The 23,487-nt window shown below is 45.8% G+C and carries 24 protein-coding genes and 1 pseudogene; 16 read left to right on the plus strand and 9 right to left on the minus strand.

The window, feature by feature from the left end:
• Positions 1-163: 163 nt before the first annotated feature.
• The 3 genes from glpX to IQ263_RS11240 all read left to right on the plus strand — a co-directional run bounded on the left by glpX (position 164) and on the right by IQ263_RS11240 (position 5,944).
• A complete protein-coding gene (gene glpX, locus IQ263_RS11230) occupies positions 164-1,201 on the plus strand; it encodes a class II fructose-bisphosphatase (protein ID WP_194067500.1) in 1,038 nt (345 codons plus the stop codon).
• Positions 1,202-1,381: 180 nt separating this feature from the next.
• A complete protein-coding gene (locus IQ263_RS11235; RefSeq protein WP_194067501.1) occupies positions 1,382-2,674 on the plus strand; it encodes a glutamyl-tRNA reductase in 1,293 nt (430 codons plus the stop codon).
• 258 nt (positions 2,675-2,932) lie between these two features.
• Positions 2,933-5,944: a UPF0182 family protein gene (locus tag IQ263_RS11240; RefSeq protein WP_194067502.1), complete on the plus strand. Its 3,012-nt coding sequence runs from the start codon at positions 2,933-2,935 to the stop codon at positions 5,942-5,944.
• A 183-nt stretch (positions 5,945-6,127) separates the two neighbouring features.
• On the opposite strand, the gene IQ263_RS11245 is transcribed toward IQ263_RS11240, so the two are convergent.
• From IQ263_RS11245 to IQ263_RS11290, 9 genes are all read right to left on the minus strand, one after another.
• Entirely contained in the window at positions 6,128-8,815 is a 2,688-nt protein-coding gene (locus IQ263_RS11245; protein WP_194067503.1) for a two-partner secretion domain-containing protein, read from the minus strand.
• Positions 8,816-9,421: 606 nt separating this feature from the next.
• On the minus strand, positions 9,422-9,751 hold the full coding sequence (locus tag IQ263_RS11255; RefSeq protein ID WP_194012285.1) for a HesB/IscA family protein: 330 nt from the start codon (positions 9,749-9,751) through the stop codon (positions 9,422-9,424).
• 220 nt (positions 9,752-9,971) lie between these two features.
• A complete protein-coding gene (locus IQ263_RS11260; RefSeq protein WP_194012284.1) occupies positions 9,972-10,391 on the minus strand; it encodes a phosphomannose isomerase type II C-terminal cupin domain in 420 nt (139 codons plus the stop codon).
• Between the two features lie 362 nt (positions 10,392-10,753).
• Entirely contained in the window at positions 10,754-11,095 is a 342-nt protein-coding gene (locus IQ263_RS11265; protein ID WP_194067504.1) for a DUF5615 family PIN-like protein, read from the minus strand.
• A 3-nt stretch (positions 11,096-11,098) separates the two neighbouring features.
• Entirely contained in the window at positions 11,099-11,446 is a 348-nt protein-coding gene (locus tag IQ263_RS11270) for a DUF433 domain-containing protein (protein ID WP_194067505.1), read from the minus strand.
• Positions 11,447-11,610: 164 nt separating this feature from the next.
• Entirely contained in the window at positions 11,611-11,967 is a 357-nt protein-coding gene (locus IQ263_RS11275; RefSeq protein ID WP_370589095.1) for a type ISP restriction/modification enzyme, read from the minus strand.
• 163 nt (positions 11,968-12,130) lie between these two features.
• Complete coding sequence (locus IQ263_RS11280) at positions 12,131-12,268, minus strand: VapC50 family PIN domain-containing toxin (protein WP_194067507.1); 138 nt, start codon at positions 12,266-12,268, stop codon at positions 12,131-12,133.
• Positions 12,269-12,721, minus strand: coding sequence for a PIN domain-containing protein (locus IQ263_RS11285; RefSeq protein ID WP_194067508.1), 453 nt, complete (start codon positions 12,719-12,721; stop codon positions 12,269-12,271).
• Positions 12,699-13,178 carry a helix-turn-helix domain-containing protein gene (locus IQ263_RS11290; RefSeq protein ID WP_194067509.1) on the minus strand — a complete coding sequence of 160 codons (480 nt, stop codon included), beginning with the start codon at positions 13,176-13,178 and terminating at the stop codon, positions 12,699-12,701. The genes IQ263_RS11285 and IQ263_RS11290 overlap by 23 nt, the downstream gene beginning before the upstream one ends.
• A 365-nt stretch (positions 13,179-13,543) precedes the next feature.
• Between IQ263_RS11290 and gltB the strand changes: the two genes are divergently transcribed.
• From gltB to IQ263_RS11360, 13 genes and pseudogenes are all read left to right on the plus strand, one after another.
• Positions 13,544-18,130, plus strand: coding sequence for a glutamate synthase large subunit (gltB, locus tag IQ263_RS11295; protein ID WP_194067510.1), 4,587 nt, complete (start codon positions 13,544-13,546; stop codon positions 18,128-18,130).
• 95 nt (positions 18,131-18,225) lie between these two features.
• Complete coding sequence (locus tag IQ263_RS11300) at positions 18,226-18,750, plus strand: hypothetical protein (protein ID WP_194067511.1); 525 nt, start codon at positions 18,226-18,228, stop codon at positions 18,748-18,750.
• Positions 18,751-18,993: 243 nt separating this feature from the next.
• Positions 18,994-19,659 carry a Panacea domain-containing protein gene (locus IQ263_RS11305; RefSeq protein WP_370589094.1) on the plus strand — a complete coding sequence of 222 codons (666 nt, stop codon included), beginning with the start codon at positions 18,994-18,996 and terminating at the stop codon, positions 19,657-19,659.
• Positions 19,652-20,044 carry a hypothetical protein gene (locus IQ263_RS11310; RefSeq protein ID WP_194067512.1) on the plus strand — a complete coding sequence of 131 codons (393 nt, stop codon included), beginning with the start codon at positions 19,652-19,654 and terminating at the stop codon, positions 20,042-20,044. Before IQ263_RS11305 ends, IQ263_RS11310 begins: the two co-directional genes overlap by 8 nt.
• Before the next feature lie 145 nt (positions 20,045-20,189).
• On the plus strand, positions 20,190-20,510 hold the full coding sequence (locus IQ263_RS11315) for an RNA-binding protein (RefSeq protein WP_194067513.1): 321 nt from the start codon (positions 20,190-20,192) through the stop codon (positions 20,508-20,510).
• A gap of 30 nt (positions 20,511-20,540) precedes the next feature.
• A pseudogene (locus tag IQ263_RS11320) lies at positions 20,541-20,957 on the plus strand (element excision factor XisH family protein).
• Positions 20,945-21,286, plus strand: coding sequence for a XisI protein (locus IQ263_RS11325; protein WP_194067514.1), 342 nt, complete (start codon positions 20,945-20,947; stop codon positions 21,284-21,286). Before IQ263_RS11320 ends, IQ263_RS11325 begins: the two are co-directional and overlap by 13 nt.
• Positions 21,287-21,379: 93 nt before the next feature.
• Positions 21,380-21,664 carry a DUF2281 domain-containing protein gene (locus IQ263_RS28465; RefSeq protein ID WP_228049972.1) on the plus strand — a complete coding sequence of 95 codons (285 nt, stop codon included), beginning with the start codon at positions 21,380-21,382 and terminating at the stop codon, positions 21,662-21,664.
• A gap of 147 nt (positions 21,665-21,811) precedes the next feature.
• Positions 21,812-22,021 carry a type II toxin-antitoxin system RelE/ParE family toxin gene (locus IQ263_RS29805; protein WP_339384840.1) on the plus strand — a complete coding sequence of 70 codons (210 nt, stop codon included), beginning with the start codon at positions 21,812-21,814 and terminating at the stop codon, positions 22,019-22,021.
• A 2-nt stretch (positions 22,022-22,023) separates the two neighbouring features.
• Positions 22,024-22,272: a DUF4926 domain-containing protein gene (locus tag IQ263_RS11340; protein WP_194067515.1), complete on the plus strand. Its 249-nt coding sequence runs from the start codon at positions 22,024-22,026 to the stop codon at positions 22,270-22,272.
• A 53-nt stretch (positions 22,273-22,325) separates the two neighbouring features.
• Complete coding sequence (locus tag IQ263_RS11345) at positions 22,326-22,736, plus strand: hypothetical protein (RefSeq protein ID WP_194067516.1); 411 nt, start codon at positions 22,326-22,328, stop codon at positions 22,734-22,736.
• On the plus strand, positions 22,736-23,218 hold the full coding sequence (locus tag IQ263_RS29810) for a type II toxin-antitoxin system HicB family antitoxin (protein WP_333090360.1): 483 nt from the start codon (positions 22,736-22,738) through the stop codon (positions 23,216-23,218). Before IQ263_RS11345 ends, IQ263_RS29810 begins: the two co-directional genes overlap by 1 nt.
• The gene (locus tag IQ263_RS11360) at positions 23,205-23,408 is read left to right on the plus strand and encodes a hypothetical protein (protein ID WP_194067517.1); all 204 of its coding nucleotides are present in this window, start codon (positions 23,205-23,207) and stop codon (positions 23,406-23,408) included. Before IQ263_RS29810 ends, IQ263_RS11360 begins: the two co-directional genes overlap by 14 nt.
• Positions 23,409-23,487: the final 79 nt, after the last annotated feature.

Genomic DNA, 23,487 nt, shown 5'->3' on the forward strand with positions numbered 1-23,487 from the left:
GTCCCCATCTCCCCCATCTCCCCTCCGAGTCTGAAAGAAGCAAAAGTTAACACAAACAAAGCAAGTGCTTACGCTCGCAGAGATCCCCGCCTCTGATAAACTTGATGGCTGGGAGTGCAAAAGAGCACAAGGCACGCAGGACTCAGTTGGGAGGATATAGTTCGTGGACAATGTAATCGGTTTAGAGATTATCGAAGTAGTCGAGCAGGCAGCTATCGCCTCCGCTCGCTTGATGGGCAAAGGCGAAAAAGATGAAGCCGACAGAGTGGCTGTAGAAGCCATGCGCGAGCGCATGAACAAAATTCATATGCGCGGCCGCATCGTGATCGGTGAAGGGGAACGCGACGACGCACCCATGCTTTACATTGGCGAACAAGTAGGTATTTGTACTCGCGAAGATGCTAAAGATGTCTGCAACATCGATGAATTGATCGAAATTGACATCGCTGTTGACCCCTGCGAAGGTACTAACCTGGTTGCTTACGGTCAAAACGGTTCGATGGCAGTTTTGGCAATCTCTGAAAAAGGTGGTTTGTTTGCTGCACCGGATTTCTACATGAACAAATTGGCTGCTCCTGCGGCTGCTAAGAATCATGTAGATATTCGCAAAACGCCAACTGAAAACCTCAAAATTATCTCTGATTGCCTCGGCCGCAGTATTGAAGATTTGGTGGTGGTGGTGATGGATCGCCCCCGGCACAAAGATTTAATTAATGAAATTCGGCAAGCGGGTTCAAGAGTTAGACTGATCAGCGACGGCGACGTTTCGGCAGCGATTTCTTGCGCGTTTTCTGGTTCCAACATCCACGCACTGATGGGTATTGGCGCAGCACCCGAAGGTGTGATTTCTGCAGCAGCAATGCGCTGCTTGGGCGGTCACTTCCAAGGGCAGTTAATTTACGATCCGGCTGTTGTCAAAACTGGTTTGATCGGTGAAAGCAAAGAGAGCAATCTCGCCCGCCTTAAAGAAATGGGTATCACAGACCCAGATAAGATTTACAATGCTGAAGAGTTGGCATCTGGAGAAACTGTTCTGTTTGCAGCTTGCGGAATTACTCCCGGAACGCTGATGGATGGAGTTCGCTTCTTTGGCGGCGGCGCTCGTACTGAGAGTTTGGTAATTTCTTCTCAGTCGAAAACTGCTCGGTTTGTGGATACTATCCATATGTTTGACCAGCCGAAATCTCTGCAATTGAATTAGTCATTAGTTAGCGGTTAACTGTTGGCTGTTGACTGTTGACTGTTGACTGTTGACTGTTAGCTGTTGACTGTTGACTGTTAGCTGTTAACAGTCACCCGTGATTGGTAATTAGCGATAAACTAAGAACTAATAACAGGTGACTGTTAACAAGTAAGAAATAAATAGTGACAAATCACAGATATGAATATTGCAGTCGTAGGTCTCAGCCACAAAACAGCCCCGGTTGAAGTTCGTGAAAAACTGAGCATTCCAGAACAGAAGATTGAAGCGGCGATCGCCCAATTGCGCGGCTACCCCCACATTCAAGAAGTTGCCATCCTCAGCACTTGCAACCGCTTAGAAATTTATATTGTTACCAGCGAGTCGGAGCCTGGAGTGCGAGAGGTGATTCAGTTTCTTTCTGAATGCAGCAAAGTTCCCTTGCTGTCTTTGCGCCCTCACCTGTTTATTTTGCTGCACGAAGATGCGGTGATGCACTTGATGCGAGTTGCTTCTGGCCTCGATAGTTTGGTGCTGGGAGAAGGACAAATTTTGGCTCAGGTGAAACAAACTCACAAACTCGCCCAGCAGTACAAAGGTGTGGGCAGAATTTTAGAGCGTTTGTTCAAGCAAGCTCTCACAGCAGGGAAGCGAGTTCGCACCGAAACTAGCATCGGTACGGGTGCGGTGTCGATCAGTTCGGCGGCGGCAGAATTGGCTCAATTGAAAGGTCAGCATTTAGCTAGCAGCCGCATTGCGATTATCGGTGCTGGTAAAATGTCGCGGCTTTTGGTGCAGCATTTGCTCTCGAAAGGAGCGAGCCATATTGCGATCGTCAATCGATCCGTGCGGGGCGGCCAGGAGTTAGCCAATCACTTTAAAGATGCCCAATTGCACTTGTATCTGCTGTCGGAAATGATGCAGGTAATTGCAGATTCTGACTTGGTTTTTACCTGTACGGCTGCTACAGATCCGCTGTTAAATAAAGCTAAATTAGAAGCTGTTTTAATCGTGAACCGCCCTTTGATGTTGGTGGACATTTCAGTGCCGCGCAACGTTGATTCGGACGCGAAGGAAATCGCTCATGTCAAGTCGTTTAATGTGGACGATTTGAAAGCAGTGGTAGCTCAAAATCACGAAAGCCGCCGCAAAATGGCAATGGAAGCTCAGGGCTTGCTGGAACAGGAAGTAGAGGCTTTTGATGTCTGGTGGCGCAGTCTGGAAACTGTTCCTACTATTAGCTGTTTGCGGGATAAGATAGAATTGATTCGGGAACAAGAGTTAGAAAAAGCTTTGTCGCGTCTGGGCTCTGAATTTTCGGAGAAACATCAAGATGTGATTGAATCTTTAACAAGGGGGATTGTAAATAAAATTTTGCACGATCCGATGGTACAGTTGCGCGCTCAGCAGGATATTGAGGCACGCAGACAAGCGATGCAGACTTTGCAAACGCTGTTTAATTTGGATGTGGATGTCAATCAGCAGTACAGCTAGCTGGTCATTAGTCCTTAGTCATTGGTCATTAGTCATTAGTGCTGTCTCCACTCGCGAACGTTATTAGTCATTGGTCGCTTGTTATTGTTGAAAATTATCAATTATTCTCAACTAATGACTATTCCCAACTAATGACTAGCCTGCGACTTCGCTCTTCGGCTAAAATGACTAATGACTAATGACTAAGGACTAAGGACTAATGACTAATGACTAATGACTAATGACTACTGACTAATGACTATTTTCAAATAATTATTAATGACTATTAAGCGAATTTATCAATTAATTTTATTGCTTGTAGGGCTGTGGTTAATTTTTGAATTTTCCTCTCGTATTGCGGCAGAAATTTTCTGGTTTCAGGAAGTGGGATATCTTCAGGTTTTGCTGTTGAAGCTGACAACTCAAGGGTTGCTGGGGACGATCGCAATTACGGTTTCTTCTGCCTTTTTGCTGGGAAATTTGGCTTTGGCGCGCCGCCTGCAACATCCGGCTGAGGAAATCAAATCGCCGGGGGCGGCGGGGCTATTCACTTCGCCCTGGGCGAACAAAACGGGGAAGAATTACGACGAATTACCTGTTGCTAAATCTCAAATTACTTTTTATTGGCTGCTGTTGGCGGTATTCGGATTGAGTTCGATCGCCACTTTGACAGTAATTCACTGCGGGCTGTTAGCTGCCAACAGCCTCACCTATCTGGGTATAGGGGGCAATGTGCCTCCACTGCCCATAAAGTTAGGAATTGAGTCAATTCAGCCAGGGCTGGTACAGCTATTTTCTGGGCGGTGGCAGTTGGGCTTGCTGGTGGGGACAATGTTAGCTGTGGCAATTAAGCCGGATTTTTGGCTGCGGGCGATCGCTCTTTTTCTTAGTGTGGCGATCGGGATTGTTGCCGTCAGTCGCTGGACAAATGTTTTGCAATATTTCCACCCTACTAATTTTAATACAACCGACCCTATTTTTAACCAAAATATTAGCTTTTATGTATTTATTTTTCCAATTTTAGAGTTGCTAAGCTTAGGGCTGACAGTTGTATTTTTGTACGGTTTAGTCTCTGGTGCTTTAACATATTTGCTGTCGGGAGATAGCCTGAGTAAAGGTAGATTTTTGGGGTTTTCGCGATCGCAGCAGCGCCATTTGTACGGCTTAGGTGCAGCTTTCATGTTAGCCACCGCACTCCGGTACTGCCTGGGGCGGTACGCATTGATGTACTCGCGCGGAGACGTTACCTACGGAGCGAATTACGCTGATGTGACGGTGCGGCTGCCCGTCTACGGATTGTTGAGCGTGTTGGCTGGGGCGATCGCACTTTTGATGCTGTACCAGGTTTGGCAATTCAAAACTCCCAATAAACTGATTAAAAAGATTATTTTAGTGTGGATAATTTTGAGTGTTTTGGGAGGTTGGCTGCTGCCAAAAATTGTGCAGCAACTGCTAGTCAAGCCCAACGAAATAGTGCGAGAACAGCCGTACATCAAGCGCAGCATTGCCTTTACTCAAGAAGCTTTCGGTCTCAAGCAAATCGAAATAAAAACTTTCGATCCGGCCGGGAAACTTACATACGAAGACTTAGAAAGAAATCAACTAACTGTTAGCAACATCCGGCTGTGGGACAAGCGGCCGCTGCTGGAAACCAACCGACAGTTACAGCAAATCAGACCGTATTATACATTTCCTGATGCGGATATCGATCGCTACACGATCAAAAAGAAAACCGCAAAAAAGGGAGATACTGAAAGCCAACAAGTAATTCTGGCGGCGCGGGAACTAGATTATGCAGCAGTTGCGCCGGAAGCTCAAACTTGGGTGAACGAACATCTGGTGTACACGCACGGTTACGGCTTTACTCTTTCTCCCGTAAACACAGTCGGTGTCGGCGGTTTACCCGATTATTTTGTTAAAGATATTGGAGTTCCAGCCGAGAAAGGAGAGACTGCTTTAGATATAACTAGCGATCGAATTAGGGTGAGTCTCCCGATCGGCTATCCGCGCATTTACTACGGTGCCCTCACAGATACAAACGTGATGACACCGACACAAGTCAAGGAATTCGACTATCCCAGCGGCGAAGAAAATGTTTACAACAATTACAACGGCAGAGGCGGAATTGCGATCGGTTCTCTGTGGCGGCGCTGGCTGTTTGCTAATTATCTCAAAAATTGGCAAATGGCGCTGACTCGCAATTTTACGCCCGAAACTAAATTATTGTACCGCCGAAACATTAACCAAAGAGTTCAGGCGATCGCTCCTTTTTTGCGCTACGATTCCGACCCCTATTTGGTAGTAGCAAACGCCAATCTGAGTAAAGATGATATAGAAAAAAATAACAATAAAAATGGTAATAAAAATCAGCCATCTTCCTCAAATACTAATAGTGACGATCCTCCTAACTATCTTTACTGGATTATCGATGCCTATACAGCGAGCGATCGCTACCCGTATTCAGATCCGGGTCAAAATGAATTTAACTACATCCGCAACTCAGTAAAAGTAGTCATTGACGCTTACCACGGCTCGGTTGACTTCTATGTTGCCAATCCCTCAGACCCGATTATCAACAGTTGGGCTCAGATATTTCCCGGACTATTCAAACCCCTTGACCAAATGCCTCTGGCTATCCGCAAACATATTAGGTATCCCGTAGATTTGTTAAACGTTCAATCAGAACGCTTGCTAACTTATCACATGGAAGACCCGCAGGTATTTTACAATCGGGAGGATTTGTGGCGAGTTCCTATGGAAATTTACGGCAGCGAACAGCAGCCGGTAGCACCGTACTATTTGATTACGAAACTGCCGACGGAAACTTCCGAAGAGTTTATTTTGCTGCTGCCATTTACACCAGTAGGGCGCAACAATTTAATTGCTTGGATTGCAGGGCGATCGGACGACAAAAACTACGGAAAATTGCTGTTATACCAGTTTCCCAAACAGCGATTAGTTTACGGGCCGGAACAAATAGAAGCATTAATCAATCAAGATCCGGTTATTTCCGAACAAATATCTCTCTGGAATCGCCAGGGTTCAAAAGCAATTCAAGGAAATTTATTAGTCATTCCAATAGAACAATCTTTGCTGTACGTTGAACCTCTTTATTTAGAAGCTGAGCGCAATAGTTTGCCAACTTTAGTCAGAGTTATTGTTGCCTACGAAAACCGCATCGTCATGGCCGAAAATCTAGACTTAGCACTCAAGGCAGTTTTTCAAGAAAAATCTACGAATAAACCGCCAATTATTCGACCTGTAGAATCACCAGTTCCGGCGGTGAATTGAGCGGCGATACCGGGAGGGAAACGGTCTTAAATCCTGTCCGGTCTAAAATTGATTGGTTCGCAGTGCGGACGACCGTCCGCTTTTTTACAATACTGTTCACTTAGGATCGACAATGAGATCAAAAGAAACAGCATTTTTAGGGCCTGGTTCAAAGCCCGCCGCACAAGATATATCGATCGCGAATCAGTGGCAAACAGGCGCTCTCCCAGGGCTGTAAGGAACCACAGCAGCCGAATTTGCCACCAATTCAATCTCCCCCTTAGCATTAATTATCCAGCCTTGAGCCTCCACAATCGGCTCCTTCACGGCCTCAAAATTATGCTCGCTGCTGACTCGTTCCCTGGGACTAGGGGGCAAACCGCCGCGCCCGGTGATGACAAACCGACTTGTCCTTTGGCCTCTAGTTTGACAAGTTTGTGCAGGTGCCGGGGGAACTCCGAGGATTTCTGGTTGATTTAATCCTTTTACGGGGTCAGTATCGGGTGTTCTGAGTTCGACATTGCCGTCAATTCCTAATTCTGAACTGGCGTCGATGTCGCTGTCTAAAGATTGAAAAATGCCTTCTGCAGTAATGATAATATTTCCGCCTCGGCCTCGGACTGCGTTAGCGCGGATGTCGCTATTTTCTAAAGCAGCTACAGCCCCAGCTTCGATATTAATATTGCCGCCAGTCGCAGTTCCAGACGCATTAGTAGTAATTTGACTGTTACGACGCATTTGCAAATTTCCAGTTTGCAAGGTGATGTTGCCAAAGTTTCCGGCTTGAGTTGTGGCTGATATCGTGCCATTATTTAAACGAATTGAGTCTGCCGCAACTCTCAAATTTCCGGCCGCTCCTTTGCCGTCCGCACTGACAGTAACTTTAGCTCCATCTCTAACTATTAACTGGCCGGTTATAATATTTAAATTGCCGCCTGCACCTGCGGAATCTTTCCCCGTACTAGCAAATAGTCCGCTAGCGGCACCTTCATTGTTACCGACGATGTTTGTATTGAATAGCGAGGCTCGATCGGGGAAGTTGTGATCGCTCCCAGAGAGAACAATTTTATCAGCAGCATTCACTGTCAAATTACCAGCTTGACCGCTGCTGCGAGTTGTGGCGATCGCCTGTCCGCCACCACGAGCTTCAAAGATATTGGAGTTAATGGTGATATTTCCCCCAAGATATTCGTTCTGGGTTTGAGAGTTAACAACCGCTCCATCTGAAACTCGAAAAATATTAGTATTAATTGTAATGTCTCCACCTCTGCCACCAGCCCCTGGTTCTGTTGGAGCTAGCAAAGCACTAGATGAGTTATCTGAACCTACCCCATCAACAGTAACGAAATCAGCAGCATTCACTGTAATATTTCCAGCTCGCCCCTGCCCTTCTGTTCTGGTAACAATAACACCACCATTTGCGATCGACAGAGAGCCAGTGGTGACGCGAATATTTCCACCTTCACCGACTCCTGTTCTTTTGACACTGCTGAACAAACCGCTGGATTGTTGGAATTGAAGCACTTCGCCAGATGCGTAAATAATTTCCTGTAACGGCCCCAATCCATCCAAAACAGTATCGTTGCGGACGTAAATCTCGACATTTCCTGCATTGCCGCGTCCTTGAGTGCTAGCTGTAATCACAGCACCGTTTGTGACGAAAAGGGAACCAGTCGAGATGTTAATATTTCCTCCATTACCCACTGCTTCGTTAGCTTCCGCTCTGCTGTAAACGCCGCTGAGGTTGCCGTTAGTATCCGCACCCTCAAAGGAGCTGACATTGCGAATACGAATGTTAACATTGCCGGCATTTCCCTCTCCTAATGTGCTGGCTTTTACTTGAGCTCCATTAGTTAAAGAAAGTGTTTCGGCTGTGATATTAATATCACCCCCTTCACCAACAGCTTCGACTGTCACCAGATTGTACGCACCGCTGGGTACATCGCTGTTACCGACTCCATCAAAAGTGATAGCCCCCGTCGCATTAACATTAATGTCTCCCGCCAAGGCATCAGGCGCACCCAATATTTCCGCTATCCCCGCCTGCAGTTTACTTCCTTCTGAAAAATTCAAGTTATGAGTGTTGACAACTATATCCCCGCCACCTCCAGCGCGTACATTCACGTCAGCGCCGTTTGTGAGAGATATATTGGCTCTGGCTATCTGCGCCGGAAAATTTAAACTCACATTGTTACCGAAGGCATTCAGCCCGACAGTTTCCCCTGCTGAAACGGCCGCGAGTTCGACTCGGCCGCCCGGTGCCAAGATTTTTCCGCCGTCGAATCTCACATCGCCGCCGGCAAGTATCAGACTGTTGCCCGATCGCACTTGCAATCCGTCGGTCGATCGATTTACTATACTTCCAGAAGACTGTCCGTATTGCAGGCCCAGAGGCACGCTAACGATTAACAAAGGCGTATTTTGTCGAGCAAAAGTGGCCGAGAAATTCGCCCCACCGCCAAAATCTACAGCATTCGCCGTAGTCGCCAAAAACGAACCGCCAATATCTAACGAAGCATTCGGGCCAAAAATAATCCCGTTAGGATTGAGCAAAAATAGATTTGCAGCCCCGTTAGCCTTCAACTCGCCGTCAATATTAGAAATCGAGCCGCCGGTAACGCGGGTAAAAATATTTTGGATGTCTGCGGAATTGTTGAAAACAGCCGTGTTTCCCGTCAAAACCGAAAATTCTCGAAAACTGTGAAATAGGTTGCTTCCGGCTGTCGTACCGCCCTCTATCGAGCTGTTTTTGCCGCTGACTGTCACAGTAGAATTGACTGGCAGCGTGGCATCGGGGACGATTTGGGCTATGCTGGGGGTGATGCTGGGGGCGATCGGGTTAAAGCTACAAAATATTATACTGAACCATAATTTGCGAGTTCTCAGTTTCATTAATTAACTATTTTTAAATTAACCTCAAATTGTACTGTTTGGTGTGTTAATTGTATATAGAAATTTTGGCGGGACTTTGATTTTTTTTATAAACCGCGAAGACGCAAAGGACGCGAAGGAAGAAAAGAGAAAAAGCGTTAGATTTTTTTAGCAATATGAAAGGCGGAAAGATAGGAAGCTTTGATGCTGTGGCCGCAGTTTTTTTCTAGCGCTTCTCCCAAATTTGCTAACAAAGAATTTCTATTCTCTTCTTTCGCGTCCTTTGCGTCTTCGCGGTTCGTTCAAATTACTTATATTAAAATGCGAAATTATGCTTGAGTTTCTGCTTCAGTAAAAATAGGCGGCCACAGTTGACAAATTGGCAATTCCCAACCGGGAAAAAGTTCGGCTACTGTCAAAACATCTTCGTTTCCCAATACAATAGTTTCGCATTCCTGACGGTACTTTTGTGAGAACCGCTATATTGGAGCGATATTTTACTCTGAAAACCGCAGATTTTCAGCAGATGTAACGCGGATAAACGGAGATGATTTTAAGAAAATTTGGTTGCGAATGCCGTGGGTTTCTTGGAGATTGAAGAATTGTCTGCGACTGACTGCTGTTTGATTATTCTTTTGCAGAAAAGGAGTTGCCGCAGCTACAGCTTTGGGCTGCATTGGGATTGTGGAACCGGAAACCTCCGCCCATCAAGTCTTCTGAATAATCTAAGGTTAGTTGATTGAGATATTTTAAGTGCTGGGGGTCGATCGCTACTTGAATTCCCTCGGACTCGTATACAGTGTCTTCTGGGCTGGCGGCATCGTCAAATGCCATTGTATAGGATAAACCGGAGCAGCCGCTCGATTCTACGCCCAGACGAAATAAAGCATTGCGGTTTGAATGTTTTGACTTGAGGCGCTTTACTTCTGTGGCTGCTGTTGGGCTCAGATTAATCATGATTGGTTATTAGTTATTGGTTACTGGTTACTGGTTATTGGTTACTGGTTACTGGTTACTGGTTACTGGTTACTGGTTATTAGTTACTGGTTATTGGTTACTGATTATTGGTTACTGATTTGTGCGAATAACAAATAACAAACAACAAATAACAAATAACAAACAACAAATAACAAATAACAAACAACAAATAACAAATAACAAATAACCAGTTAATCAGTTACTTGGCTTTTTCGGTGCGGGCGTAATCGTCTTGAAAGCGGATAATATCATCTTCTCCGAGATATTCGCCGTTTTGTACTTCAATTAAAATCAGGGGAATAACTCCGGGGTTTTCCAAGCGGTGAGAAATGCACTGAGGAACGTAGGTAGATTGATTTGTAAACAAAACTTGTTCTGTTTCGCCGCAGGTAACTTTTGCGGTACCGCAAACTACGATCCAGTGTTCGCTGCGGTGGTGGTGCATTTGCAGGCTGAGGCGGTGTCCGGGTTTAACTTCGATTCGCTTAATTTTATATCCAGGGCCTTCTTCTAGGGTGGTAAACGAGCCCCAAGGGCGCAATTCTGTAGCGGCTATTCCGTTGGATGCTGCTGATGCCAGCAGAGTAGATATTTGAGAAATTTCTTGAGTTTGAACCATGATTTTGACTCCTTGAGGATTGCTTTCTGAATCCTTTGGTAAACGACGTTGGGTTTTGAGGGCAGCTAATTTGTTGTTAAAATCGCAGCCCACCCGCGCGGACGAGTTAGCGAACTGTACAGTTTTACCGAGAAATCTTATCAGCCCGATCGACCTGCCTTAACAACCATAGCAAAATTACCCTAGCTACTGTCACCCGGTATGCGATCGAATTTACCAATCTACATCAACTCTTCACAGAACTTACGCATTTCAACATAATTGTGATTCTATACGCAGTCAAGGCTACGTACATAATCTCACAATTGCTGTGGATTTAACAAGGGCGATCGCGCCCAGGCCCCGCAAGCTACTGCTTTTTTTCACATCAAAGGACGGTTAACTCGAATCAATTTACCACTCAAAGTATTCAGGGTAGAAATAGCATCATTAATTCGCGTTGCCAGCCTTTCAAAATTCGGGTCTTCCGTGCAAACAACAATACCACTATGGTCAGAGTTTTGAAGGTGTAATCGCATGAAATGACGGCGATTTCGCGTTAAAACTGTTCGGTAATTGCTTGCAGCAAAAGCTAACACATCTTCGTCAGGAATTTGAAGATTTGCATTCCCTGCTTCCCTCGCTGTTAATACATCGTGACCCAAAGCCCGTAATAATTCTACGACTGCTAGCGGGAAGTTTTCATCTGTGTAAAAACGTGCCAACTTTTAATAAACCTCGCTTTCTTCCATAACTTCATCATTTTCTTTAATTGCCTGTTCAATTTCCTCTGGATAAGCATCAGCATAAGCCCAAGCATTTACCAAGTCAGCGGCGGTTAGATCGGGAAATGATTCTAGGATGATACCATCGGAAGCACCTAAACGTCGATCGCACACCAGTGACCAAACTGGTATGCGAGTATTGCCAACACAGGCATCGCCGCCACACACGCCGGGAGTCTTTTTAATGCCTAGAGAACCGTTGGTTAAAGTTTGAAGTAAAATTTCTATAGCGGCTGCTTTGTCGGCTGAATTTAAGGAGGCTAGATCGATTTTTAATTGGGTGAGTGTCATTATTTACTATCCCGTTTTTACAGATAGAATATTCTAGCTAAATTATAACGTAATAGGACTTACGCATAGCCCCAGAAACCGGGTTTTTTACAAAAAAACTTCGTTACTGTACACAGATTCGGTAAAAACCCGGTTTCTTTGTCGGAGTCAGTAAGTCCTGAACTTTACTCTATCGGAAAACCAGGAATCAGTCGCTCTATTTCTACCATCAGTTCCATAGTTTCTTTGAGCGCCACCACCACCTTTTGATAGTGCAGCACATCATCAAAGGACAAAGTGCGTTTGGCTTTTTTGCGGTCTTTCAGCCATTTTTCCAACACCTGATAACCGCCAATTTGAAACTCCCAAACTTCGGATGCGATGCCTTCAAGATAGTGGGTTTTGTTAATGTAAACTCGTTGTCCTGCAGGTTTATAGGTAACTTCGGTAACGGCATTGTCACCATCGCCATTCATTTTAATAATCAGCTTGTTCAGCGGTTGGGAAAAATTGCAGACAATGTATTGCTTAAAGCTATGCACTGACAATCATAACTTGTTCTCTGGTTGCCATTGCTAAAATGGCTAAAACTTTGGGAGCTAAAGGCTTCCAATCTGCCAAGCGATTGGATGGTGCTTGCATAACAATGACCGAAATATCGAACTGTGGGAATTTTTGTGCATAGCGATCGCCCTTAACTACAATCTACGAAATATTCTCATAATAGCGTTGAATATTATCTGCAAAAACCGGAACTTCTTCCCTCAACCTGACAAGTAATTCATCAACAGTCAGGGGTGGATTTTTCAAATCCTCAACTTGTTTGCTGACTACATTAGCCATCTAATCCGGTGCAACCTCATAAAGACGATTCAGAAAAACATCGGGGTGCATAGCTGTAATTCCCCAAGTATTTAAAGACTCTCGTGGAAAATCTCTCAGGTTGGATGTAACAATAACTTGAGCTTTAGCAACTACCGCAGCCGCAGAGACATGGCGATCCCCTGGATCGTTAGTCATCTGTTGAATCAAATTCTCTGGAACTTCAACCATTGCATTAGAAAAAGCTGCCTTAAGTGCAGCCTCAAAACGCGCCGCCCTCTCACTTTTCATCCTTCCAGTATTAACAAGATTGCGAGTTGCACCGTCTAAAATTTCTTGCGACCAATATAAATCATACAACCCAATCTCCGCAGCACGAAATAGCGTATCGCGCAAGTGCATAGGAAATATCACGCAGGAATCCAAAACAACAGGATAAGGAATCAACCTGCTAGCTGTATACTCTGGTCTCATGCAATTCCTCTTCTTGGCTAAACTCAGCTAATTCCTTGAGAATTTCACGGCGCTTAACACTGCGCTGCTGTTTGTACGCGATCGCACTTGCCAAACTAATCCGTCGCTGATTTCCTACTTTTCCATAGGCAATTTCCCCGTCATCGAGCAATTTGACCACAAATTCTGGTGACACATTCAGCAAACTAGCAGTTTCTTCAACAGTCATATCTTGCTCAATTGGCACTAAAGATACTGCTTTACCAGCCGCCATCAAATGTGTGGCTTGACACAACAATTGATAGAGAGATTCAGGAACTGCGATTTCTTCCCCGCCCACTTCCACAAGTTTTACTTTTAATGTCTCAGAATCACCCTTTTCTGTCTTGAGAGATAGCATTTTATCCAACAACTTGATAGCTATTGTTTCTGCTTCTGTCGGCAAAACCGGATCTAGGAGTATTTTTTGCCCGTTCATGAAAATGTTTCCTGAATAAGTTTAATGGTATTATAATAATGATGCAAGATGTCAGTTGACATCCTAATTATTTCTCTCCCTTCTCTGACTCTGCGTTCTCTGCGTTCTCTGCGGTAAAAAAATCATTCCAATCTAGACGCGCTAATAATTAGATATTTTTTCAGCATAAATATTTAGCCCGGAGTTCCTAACACTTAACTCATCGGTTATAAATATTTTTGCACGATCGATCGCACCAGCAATAATTTTTTCCTGCATCTACCCAATGCAGTAAATCTATATATAATACATCATACTAGATCGATCGCCATCCCACGCTCTGCTCTAGATCGCAATTTTTTGATCACTTTGAGAGACTTATCCAAATGAATAGCAACGGACTGCCAGCAAAACAAGGCCTTTACGATCCGCAGTTCGAGCACGACGCTTGCGGAGTCGGGTTCATCGTACACATGAAAGGAAACAAATCCCACGAAATCGTCGAACAGGGACTAACAATCCTGCTGAACCTCGACCACCGGGGGGCCTGCGGCTGCGAACCCAACACCGGAGACGGAGCGGGAATTTTGATGCAAGTGCCGCACAAATTCATGAAAAAAGTAACGGCGGCCCTCAACATCCAACTTCCAGAAGCCGGCGAGTACGGAGTTGGCGCGATTTACTCATCGCCAAATCAGACGGAACGGGAAAACGGCCAGCGCATATTTGAGGAAATCGCGGCAGAAGAAGGCCAGGAAGTGCTCGGCTGGCGCGAAGTTCCCACAGACAACTCATCCCTGGGCGACACCGCCAAATCTAGCGAACCCTTCATGCAGCAAGTGTTCCTCCGGCGCGCCGCAGGTATCGACGAGGCTGCCTTCGAGCGGAAACTGTACGTCATCCGCAAACGCGCTCACAACGCCATCCGCAGGACGGAAGTAGACCCCTATTGGTATAATTCCACACTCTCCTGCCGGACGATCGTCTATAAAGGTATGTTAATGCCCGTGCAAGTGGGAGATTACTATCCCGAACTGCACGACCCCGACATGGAAAGCGCTCTAGCCCTAGTTCACTCGCGCTTCAGCACCAATACTTTTCCGAGCTGGGAACGATCGCACCCTTACCGGTACATCGCCCACAACGGCGAAATCAACACCATGCGCGGCAACATCAACTGGATGCACGCGCGGCAATCCTTGTTCGAGTCGGAGTTGTTCGGAGACGATTTAAAGAAAATCCCGAATTTAATCAACATCGAAGGTAGCGACTCGACAATCTTTGACAACGCTTTGGAATTGCTATATTTGGCCGGGCGTTCTTTACCCCACGCCGTAATGATGATGATTCCCGAACCTTGGACGGCCCACGAGTCCATGAGTGACGAGAAAAAAGCTTTCTACGAATACCATTCCTGCTTGATGGAACCTTGGGACGGCCCGGCTTCCATAGCATTTACCGATGGTACATCGATCGGCGCAGTGCTCGATCGCAACGGTTTGCGCCCTTCCCGCTACTGCGTCACCAAAGACGACTTAGTAATTATGGCATCCGAAGCCGGAGTTTTGCCGATCGCCCCAGAAAGAATCCTATCAAAAGGCCGCCTGCAACCGGGGCGGTTGTTCCTAGTAAATACTGAGGAAGGCCGCATCGTTTCTGACGAAGAAATTAAGACCAAAATCGCCACAGAACACCCGTACCGCCAGTGGATTGACCAGCACATGGTCGAGATTGCCAAACTCCCAGATGCGCCAGCAGTCGCAGAATCCGACCCCGAAACATTGATCCAGCGCCAAATGGCCTTTGGCTACACCTTTGAAGAACTGCGGTTGCTGTTAGCGCCGATGGCAACAAACGGCGTGGAAGCTGTCGGGGCGATGGGCGCGGATACGCCGCTAGCCGTGCTTTCCAACAGACCAAAGCTGCTTTACGAATACTTCCAGCAACTGTTTGCTCAAGTTACCAATCCGCCGATCGATTCGATCCGCGAAGAAATTGTCACTTCTGCCGAAACGACGATCGGCGCTGAAGGCAATTTGCTCAAACCGCAACCGGAAAACTGTCATTTAATCGAACTGAAAACACCAATTCTCAGCAATGAAGAATTGGCCAAACTCAAACAGGTAAATACAGGTAATTTCCGCTCTACTACACTGCCAATTTTGTTCGACCCAAAAACCGGAGTAAAAGGTCTAGAACAGGCATTAGAAGATGTATTTGCAGCCGCAGATAGCGCGATAGCCTCTGGGGTGAATATCATCATTTTGAGCGATCGGGGTATCAGTCCAGACAAAGCCCCAATTCCGGCGCTGCTGGCAGTTGCGGGCCTGCACCACCACTTGATCCGTCAAGGTACGCGCACGCGGGCGGGACTCGTTCTCGAATCCGGCGAACCGCGAGAAGTGCACCATTTTGCAACTTTAATCGGCTATGGTTGCGGTGCAATTAATCCCTATTTGGCCTTCGAGACGATCGCCGATTCGATCAAACAAGGTTTGCTGCTAAATGTCGATTACAAAACAGCTTGCAAAAACTACATCAAAGCCGCCACCAAAGGCGTGACCAAAGTTGCCTCAAAAATCGGGATTTCCACAATTCAAAGTTATCGCGGCGCGCAGATTTTTGAAGCAATTGGCTTGAACAAATCCGTAGTCGATAAATACTTTGCTTGGACAGCTTCCCGGATTGAAGGTGTAGACTTGGAAGTCATCGCCCGAGAAGCAATTTTGCGCCACACCCACGCCTTCCCCGAACGCCCCAGCAGCGGACATACTCTCGATGTCGGCGGCGAATATCAGTGGCGAAAAGAAGGCGAGGCGCATTTGTTTAGCCCGCAGACAATTCACGCGCTACAACAAGCAGTTCGCGAAGGAAGTTACCCGCTTTTCCAAAAGTATTCCGCCCTGGTAAACGAACAAAACCAGCAGCATTTTACCTTGCGCGGTTTGTTGCAATTCAAGCAGCGGGAATCAATCCCGATTGAGGAAGTCGAACCCGTAGAATCTATTCTCAAACGCTTCAAAACTGGGGCGATGAGTTACGGTTCAATTTCCCAAGAAGCCCACGAATCTTTGGCTGTAGCGATGAACCGGATTGGTGGTAAATCGAACACTGGTGAAGGCGGCGAAGATCCGGAAAGATATACTTGGACAAACGATCGCGGCGACTCGAAAAACAGCGCGATCAAACAAGTTGCTTCCGGGCGTTTCGGCGTTACCAGCTTGTATCTTTCCCAAGCCAAGGAACTGCAAATCAAGATGGCGCAGGGGGCAAAACCCGGAGAAGGCGGACAGTTACCGGGTAAAAAAGTATACCCGTGGATTGCGAAAGTACGGAACTCGACTCCTGGTGTGGGTTTGATTTCGCCTCCTCCTCACCACGACATTTATTCGATCGAGGATTTGGCCGAATTGATTCACGACTTGAAAAATTCCAACCGGGAAGCGCGGATTAGCGTCAAATTGGTGTCGGAAGTGGGAGTCGGGACGATCGCCGCTGGGGTTGCGAAGGCCCACGCCGATGTCGTGTTGATTTCCGGCTACGACGGCGGTACCGGCGCATCGCCGCAGACTTCGATCAAACACGCCGGATTACCTTGGGAGTTGGGATTGGCCGAAACTCATCAAACTTTGGTACTCAATAATCTCCGCAGCCGGATTGTTGTCGAAACCGACGGACAAATGAAAACAGGCCGCGATGTAGCAATTGCTGCCTTGCTTGGTGCGGAGGAATTCGGATTTGCTACCGCGCCGCTGGTGACATTGGGCTGCATCATGATGCGCGTATGTCACCTGAACACTTGCCCGGTGGGTGTTGCAACCCAAGATCCGCTGCTGCGGAAAAACTTTACCGGCGATCCGGATCACACGGTAAACTTTATGACCTTCGTCGCCCAGGAAGTCCGGGAAATTATGGCGCAGTTGGGTTTCCGCACGCTGAATGAAATGGTGGGGCGGACTGATGTTTTGGAACCTCAGCAAGCTGTGGCGCATTGGAAGGCCAAGGGTTTGGATTTCTCGAAAATCCTTTACCAGCCGGATGTTGGGGCGGATGTCGGGCGCTACTGTCAGATGGCGCAGGATCACGGGTTGTCCAAGTCGATGGATATCAGTGTACTGCTGGATTTGTGCAAAGGTGCGATCGAAAACGGCGAAAAAGTGCACGCCAAACTGCCGATTACCAACATCAACCGCGTTGTCGGCACAATTCTCGGCAACGAAATCACCAAACGCCACTGGGAAGGTTTACCCGATGACACGGTACACCTGCACTTCCAAGGTAGCGCGGGACAAAGCTTTGGCGCATTCGTACCCAAGGGAGTCACCCTGGAGCTCGAAGGCGAAGCCAACGACTATTTGGGCAAGGGCCTCAGCGGCGGCAAAATCATCCTGTATCCGTCGCCGGCTTCTACCTTTGTCGCAGAAGAAAATGTGATTGTCGGCAACGTGGTGCTTTACGGAGCCACCGCTGGCGAGGTTTTCATCCGGGGGATGGCGGGCGAACGTTTCGCTGTCCGCAACTCCGGCGTTAACGCAGTAGTTGAAGGTGTGGGCGATCACGGTTGCGAGTACATGACTGGCGGCAAAGTTGTAGTTTTGGGTGAAACCGGGCGCAATTTTGCAGCGGGTATGAGTGGCGGTGTTGCTTACATTTTGGATGAAGCGGGGGATTTTGCAACTCGCTGCAATATGTCGATGGTGGATTTGGAAAAACTGGAGGATGTTGAGGAGATTGCTGATTTGCGGCTGATGCTTCAAACTCATGTTGATTTGACTGGAAGTGCGAAAGCATCGAAGGTTCTGGCTGCGTGGGATGAGATGGTGCCGGTGTTTGTGAAGGTGATGCCGCGCGATTACAAGCGGGTGTTGCAGGCCATTGAAAGGGCGATCGCATCGGGTTTAAGCGGTGATGATGCGCTGACGGCTGCGTTTGAAGAAAATGCTCGCGATGTCGCCCGAATTGGCGGCAGCTAGGGTTTAAAATGAGGAATGGGTAATGAGTGTTACTAACAACCCATTACCTATTCCTCACTAGCGATCGATTACTAATTATTAATTACAAACTACCAATGTTACAAAATATCAGTAATACCGAGGATGCGATCATTGAAGAAATTCTTAAACGTTGGCAACCGCGATCGAGTCGATGTGGTCGCCTAGTGCAACGGTTCGATAGCGTTTTGCATTGGCATTACAGCGTTACTCTATCGGATGTGTTTGCGATCGGTTGGGGGCCGGAGCGATCGGGCAGTCCATCAGATAGAGGACGCTTGGCTATCGAAAAGCTAGGGGATAATTTTCATGATGCCCTGAAAGTTCCCTATCTCGATAGATCAGCAATTCTGACCAATTTAATTGCTTCTGTCCCGGCGTTTCACGAGCAATGGAACTATGGTGTTCAAGGCTGGAATTGCGAGCATTGGGCGCGTTTAGTAACGACCGGGCAACCGATTTCGTATCAAATCAAACATCAAGGTTTTGGACTTTTCGACCTATTTGGTACGTTGTACAATCGCGGGGAGGCGATCGCCCACCTCAATGGTCACAGAGACTATGCGACTCAACGAATCCGCGCGATCGCTGACAATGGTTAAAGCCTATGTAGGGTCCGTCAGACATCAAGATTTTCGGGCGTATTTTCTCTCGTTTCCAGGATCTGCCTCCATTTCCCTCATTTTTTTCTTGAGATATCTAGAAAACCTCAGAATGATAGCTAAATGCACGTTATCAGTCGGAAACAATTAAGAGAATACAGTCGTCACACAGATTTCTATTATGCTTTGTCAAAGCACTAATGACTGACAAATCATTATGGTTTACAATGAAGTTGTACTACTGTGAAGCACTCTTCCAAAATGCTTATGCCCATCCAATTTCGGTTTCATCCAGAGAAAGCTATTGAAGCAGCAGCAGTGCTTTTAAAGCTGCACGGTAAGCCTATGAAATATTTAGGCTTACTGAAGATGCTTTATATAGCTGACCGTATTTCATTCAAACGCATAGAGCAACCGATTACTGGCGATCGTTATGTATCGATGGATTATGGTCCTGTCCTCAGTGGTGTTTACGACCTGATTAAGGGGAAGCCCATTGATAATGCCCTACCTCTCTGGTCTAAGTTCATTGCCACGAAAAATGAAGATAATGAACATCTTGTTTACCTGTTGAACGATCCGGGGAATGCAGATATTTGTGAAGAGGAGGAGGAAATTATTCAACAGGTTTATCAAGCTTTTGGACATCTCGATCCTTTTCTGGTTGCTGAATGGACTCATGACCTTCCAGAATGGCAAGATCCTCACGGTTCAGCCATTCCGATTGCTGTAGAGGATATTCTAAAAAATGTGGGTAAAAGTGACGAAGAAATAGGTGAAATTCAGCAGTCAGCCATCCGAGAGGCATATCTAGATAGAGTTTTGATGGCTAAGAGTGATGAGGAAATAGGTGAAATTCAGCAGTCAGCTATCCGGGAGGCATATCTAGATGAGGTTTTGAATGGCTAGCATCATCATTAATTTGGGAGATGCTTTTTTGCTGGATACACCTCCTAACAGCGAACATCTATATATTGCCATTGCACAAACTTCTGAAAGCAGCTATCTCTTCGTTAATATCACTAGCCGCAGACCTAATTCTGAAGATGCCTGTGTTCTCCTACCAGGTTCGGGTGTACCAAGCTTTATAGTCCGTGAGTCTGTAGTAGCTTACCAATTTGCCCGTGAGATAAATGCTACTGAACTAGCTGGATTAATTACGGCTGGTAGTCCTATTCCAAAAGGCTTTTGTTCAGAGGCTGTTCTGGCACAGATCCAGCAGGGTGGTTTGATTTCCAAACGGTTGAAGAACAGGTATAAAGTCGCCCTCAAAAGTTTCTTGGGAATATCGTGAGATTTTGTTGAGCGTTTAATTATGAAATTTGAAATCTTACACTCCGATCGCGAATTTATAAGCTGTGAAGCAGAGGAGGGCTAATGTTAGATATTGCATTTTATTCGCACAATTTCCTAGAATCCTAAAACAGCAATAGTTGACTATGAATCAAGAATTTTGGAACTCGATCGAGTCCAAGTATCCACTTGGAAAACTAATATACGGCAAAGTTGAATTTCATGCACCTTTTGGAGTGTTTGTCAATCTTGGTGATGCAGAAGTAAAAGGACTTATTCAAATTTCCGACTTTCTCGATACCGGATCGATGACAGCAGAAATGTATCCCGATATTGATTCGCCTGTTGGTGCTGTTGTCATTGGCTACACTAAAGACGATCGCAAACAAGTTTGGTTGAGCGTGAAACCCAGTGTTCTACAAAAATCCCTTGTCAAGTTAAAAATTCCTGTGGCAAGTCAGCTATAATACTCATTTATTTTAGTCTATAATAAGCCTATGCCCAAGCTAGACATCATCCACTACGCTGTCAAAAACGCACTGATCAAAGACGGCTGGACGATTACTGACGATCCCTATGTAATTCAGTATCGCAGAACAACGCTGTACGCCGATCTCGGTGCGGAACAACCCATTGCTGCTGAACGGCCGGGACAGAAACTTGTAGTTGAAGTGAAAAGCTTTATCGGTGCGTCAAAAATACAAGATTTAAAAGAAGCTCTCGGTCAATAGGACATCTATCTTTACTTGTTAGAGGAAACTGCACCCGATCGCAAACTTTACGTCGCAGTTAGTGCGATCGCATATAAAAGTTTCTTCACTCAAGATGTAATTCAATTAATTGTAAACAGACATCAACTTCCGCTAATTATCGTAAATACAGAAGTAGAGGAAATTGTGCAATGGATAAACTAATCGAGTATCCCCAATTAATCAAACGTATTTTGACCGAGTATATAGAATTGTGCCGCCCTTCTCAACAAGACATCGAGACATTCTTGATTACCGACGAAGAAAACGGTCATTATATGTGGATGAATCTGGGCTGGCAAAAGGGAGAACGTATTACCGGGATGACTGTTTACGTTCGGATTCGCGATGGTAAATTCTGGATCGAAGAAGACTGGACAGAAGATGGGATTGCAACGGATTTGGTGCGTGCAGGGGTTCCCAAGGAAGATATTGTGTTGGCATTTCACGAGCCTGGAATGCGGCAGTACACAGATTTTGCAGTAGTTTCCTAGTAATTTATCAAACTGTGAATTGCTGTTGACCCACCCCTTTGATATAATGTTGTTACTAGATTGTAGAATAGCAATCAAAAAAAAGAGATCATTATGACCGTCGAACAAGCCATTTTGGAAAATGTGAAGGTCTTATCGCCAGACCAACAACAAGAAGTCTTAGCTTTCATCAAATTCTTGCAGTCCGATAAATGGGAAGATATCTATAAAGGACGCTTCAAAGAACTGCAACAAAAAATTCGTCAAAACACTGATATCGATCCCGATGATGACCCCACTGAAACTGTCATCGAAGGGATTCAGCAAGGCTTCCATGAGGCAATTACCGGACAAACTCTCCCCTTGTCTCAACTGTGGGATGGCATCGATGACAATTGAGCGACAACCGATCCAAATTGAACTCACCCCCCGATTTCAACGAGACTTGCGAACTTTAGGCAAACGCTATCGCAACATTCGCAACGACATTCAGCCTGTAATCGAACAACTTCAAGCGGGGAACTTCCGGGCGATCGCATTCCGGGAATGGAGTACGAAATTTTCAAAGTCCGAATTAAAAACAGCGACATTCAAAAAGGCAAAAGTGCTGGCTACCGTGCTATTTATTACCTCAAAACTAGCGATTCGATCGTTTTGGTGACTATCTATTCTAAATCAGACCTATCAGACATCGCCGCCGAAACAGTTCGAGAAATTTTAGCCCAATACGAGCAAAAATTTCCTGAATCAGAATAATTATGAACTATCGACTTTATTCGGATGTCATCTTGCTGTGCAACCTTCCAGAAGAAGGACTTGATACCGGCGATATCGGTACAGTTGTGGAACAGCATCACGTTGAAGAACTAGAAACAGGTTATAGCGTTGAATTTTTCGATCTGTTTGGAAATACTGTAGCAGTTGCGACACTACCTGGAAGTTATTTGCGATCGCCCACAAGTGCAGACCGACCTACAGTTAGACTGGTTAATAGTTTGGCTGCGTAAGTAGAGGCAATTGTGGAATGGATAAATTAACAAATTAAAGCCACTTGAATAAAATGACAAAAAAAGGTGCAATAAGTGGCAGACCCTTCAATCCATCAAAAGCGGGCGGAAAAATTCTCAACTTATCTTATCAAAATGTTAAAATTACTGATAAAGGCGTTTCCTTAGTTGAAGCTCATGTTCGCAGATTTAATCCAGTTGGTGAAGCTGAGCTAAAAATGGTAGAAAGGTTAAGAAGTATCGCTACTCAAGCCCTTGTTGCTGAGCCTGTTGATTTACGCTTCTATACTCACGAGTTGCGCGAGTATCTGAGGTATAAAAAACTAGGCTATCCAACGGGACAGCCAACAAACCCCGACGATGCTTATGAACTTTGGAACAATGCTCATACAGCTACTCTTGAAGATTATAAATTAAAAGAAGGATTCGGTATTTTATTTCATCCAAGCGTAGAGGACTTTTAATGAAAAACCTAACTCAATTAACCCAGCTAGAATTAGTGCTGCTGGAATTAGTAGCTAAAGGTCAAGGAAAGTGGAGTTGGTACGAACTCGCGAATGCACTTTCTCGTCGAGATGTACCGCGAGAACCTGACATGATGGTGGTCTTAAAAAAACTGGCTGCTGATGGCTTTGTTAAACGATATATCGAAACAGGTTCGCCGCGCGACAGATGGGAATTGACAGCGGAAGGGTCAATTTTGCTGACAGACGCAGCCGCAAATCGGCAGCGCGAAAGTATGCGTTATGCAATTGCGATTAAAAAAGCCAACAGCAATTATTCTGCTTACGTTCTAGATTTACCGGGATGTGCGGCAACAGGTACAACTCTCGAAGAGGTAGAACAGCAAATTAAAGAAGCAATAGTCTTGCACTTGGAAGAGTTGCGACAAGCAGGTTCGTTTATTCCTGAACCGAGGACTTTGTGCAAATATGTTGAAGTTTAACTTAGAAACTAATTTTGTAGTTTGCATTAACAATCAAGATTATCCAGTATCCTTGGAATTGCGAAAAATCTATCAGGTGATACCGGATATTCGCGCTGCGAAACATCAATATATCCGAGTTATTGATGAATCAGGCGAAGATTATTTGTATCCAGTTGCATATTTTGTGCCGCATTGCCGAAAGCCGTAGCAGCCGTATTTGCATAGCCCACCCGGCGGTTGAAACCAATTTTTTGACTTTTTAGACACTACCTGCAGTCATGATATTG

It is taken from the genome of Tychonema sp. LEGE 06208 (assembly GCF_015207505.1).
In the GTDB taxonomy this organism is placed as follows: Bacteria; Cyanobacteriota; Cyanobacteriia; order Cyanobacteriales; family Microcoleaceae; genus Microcoleus.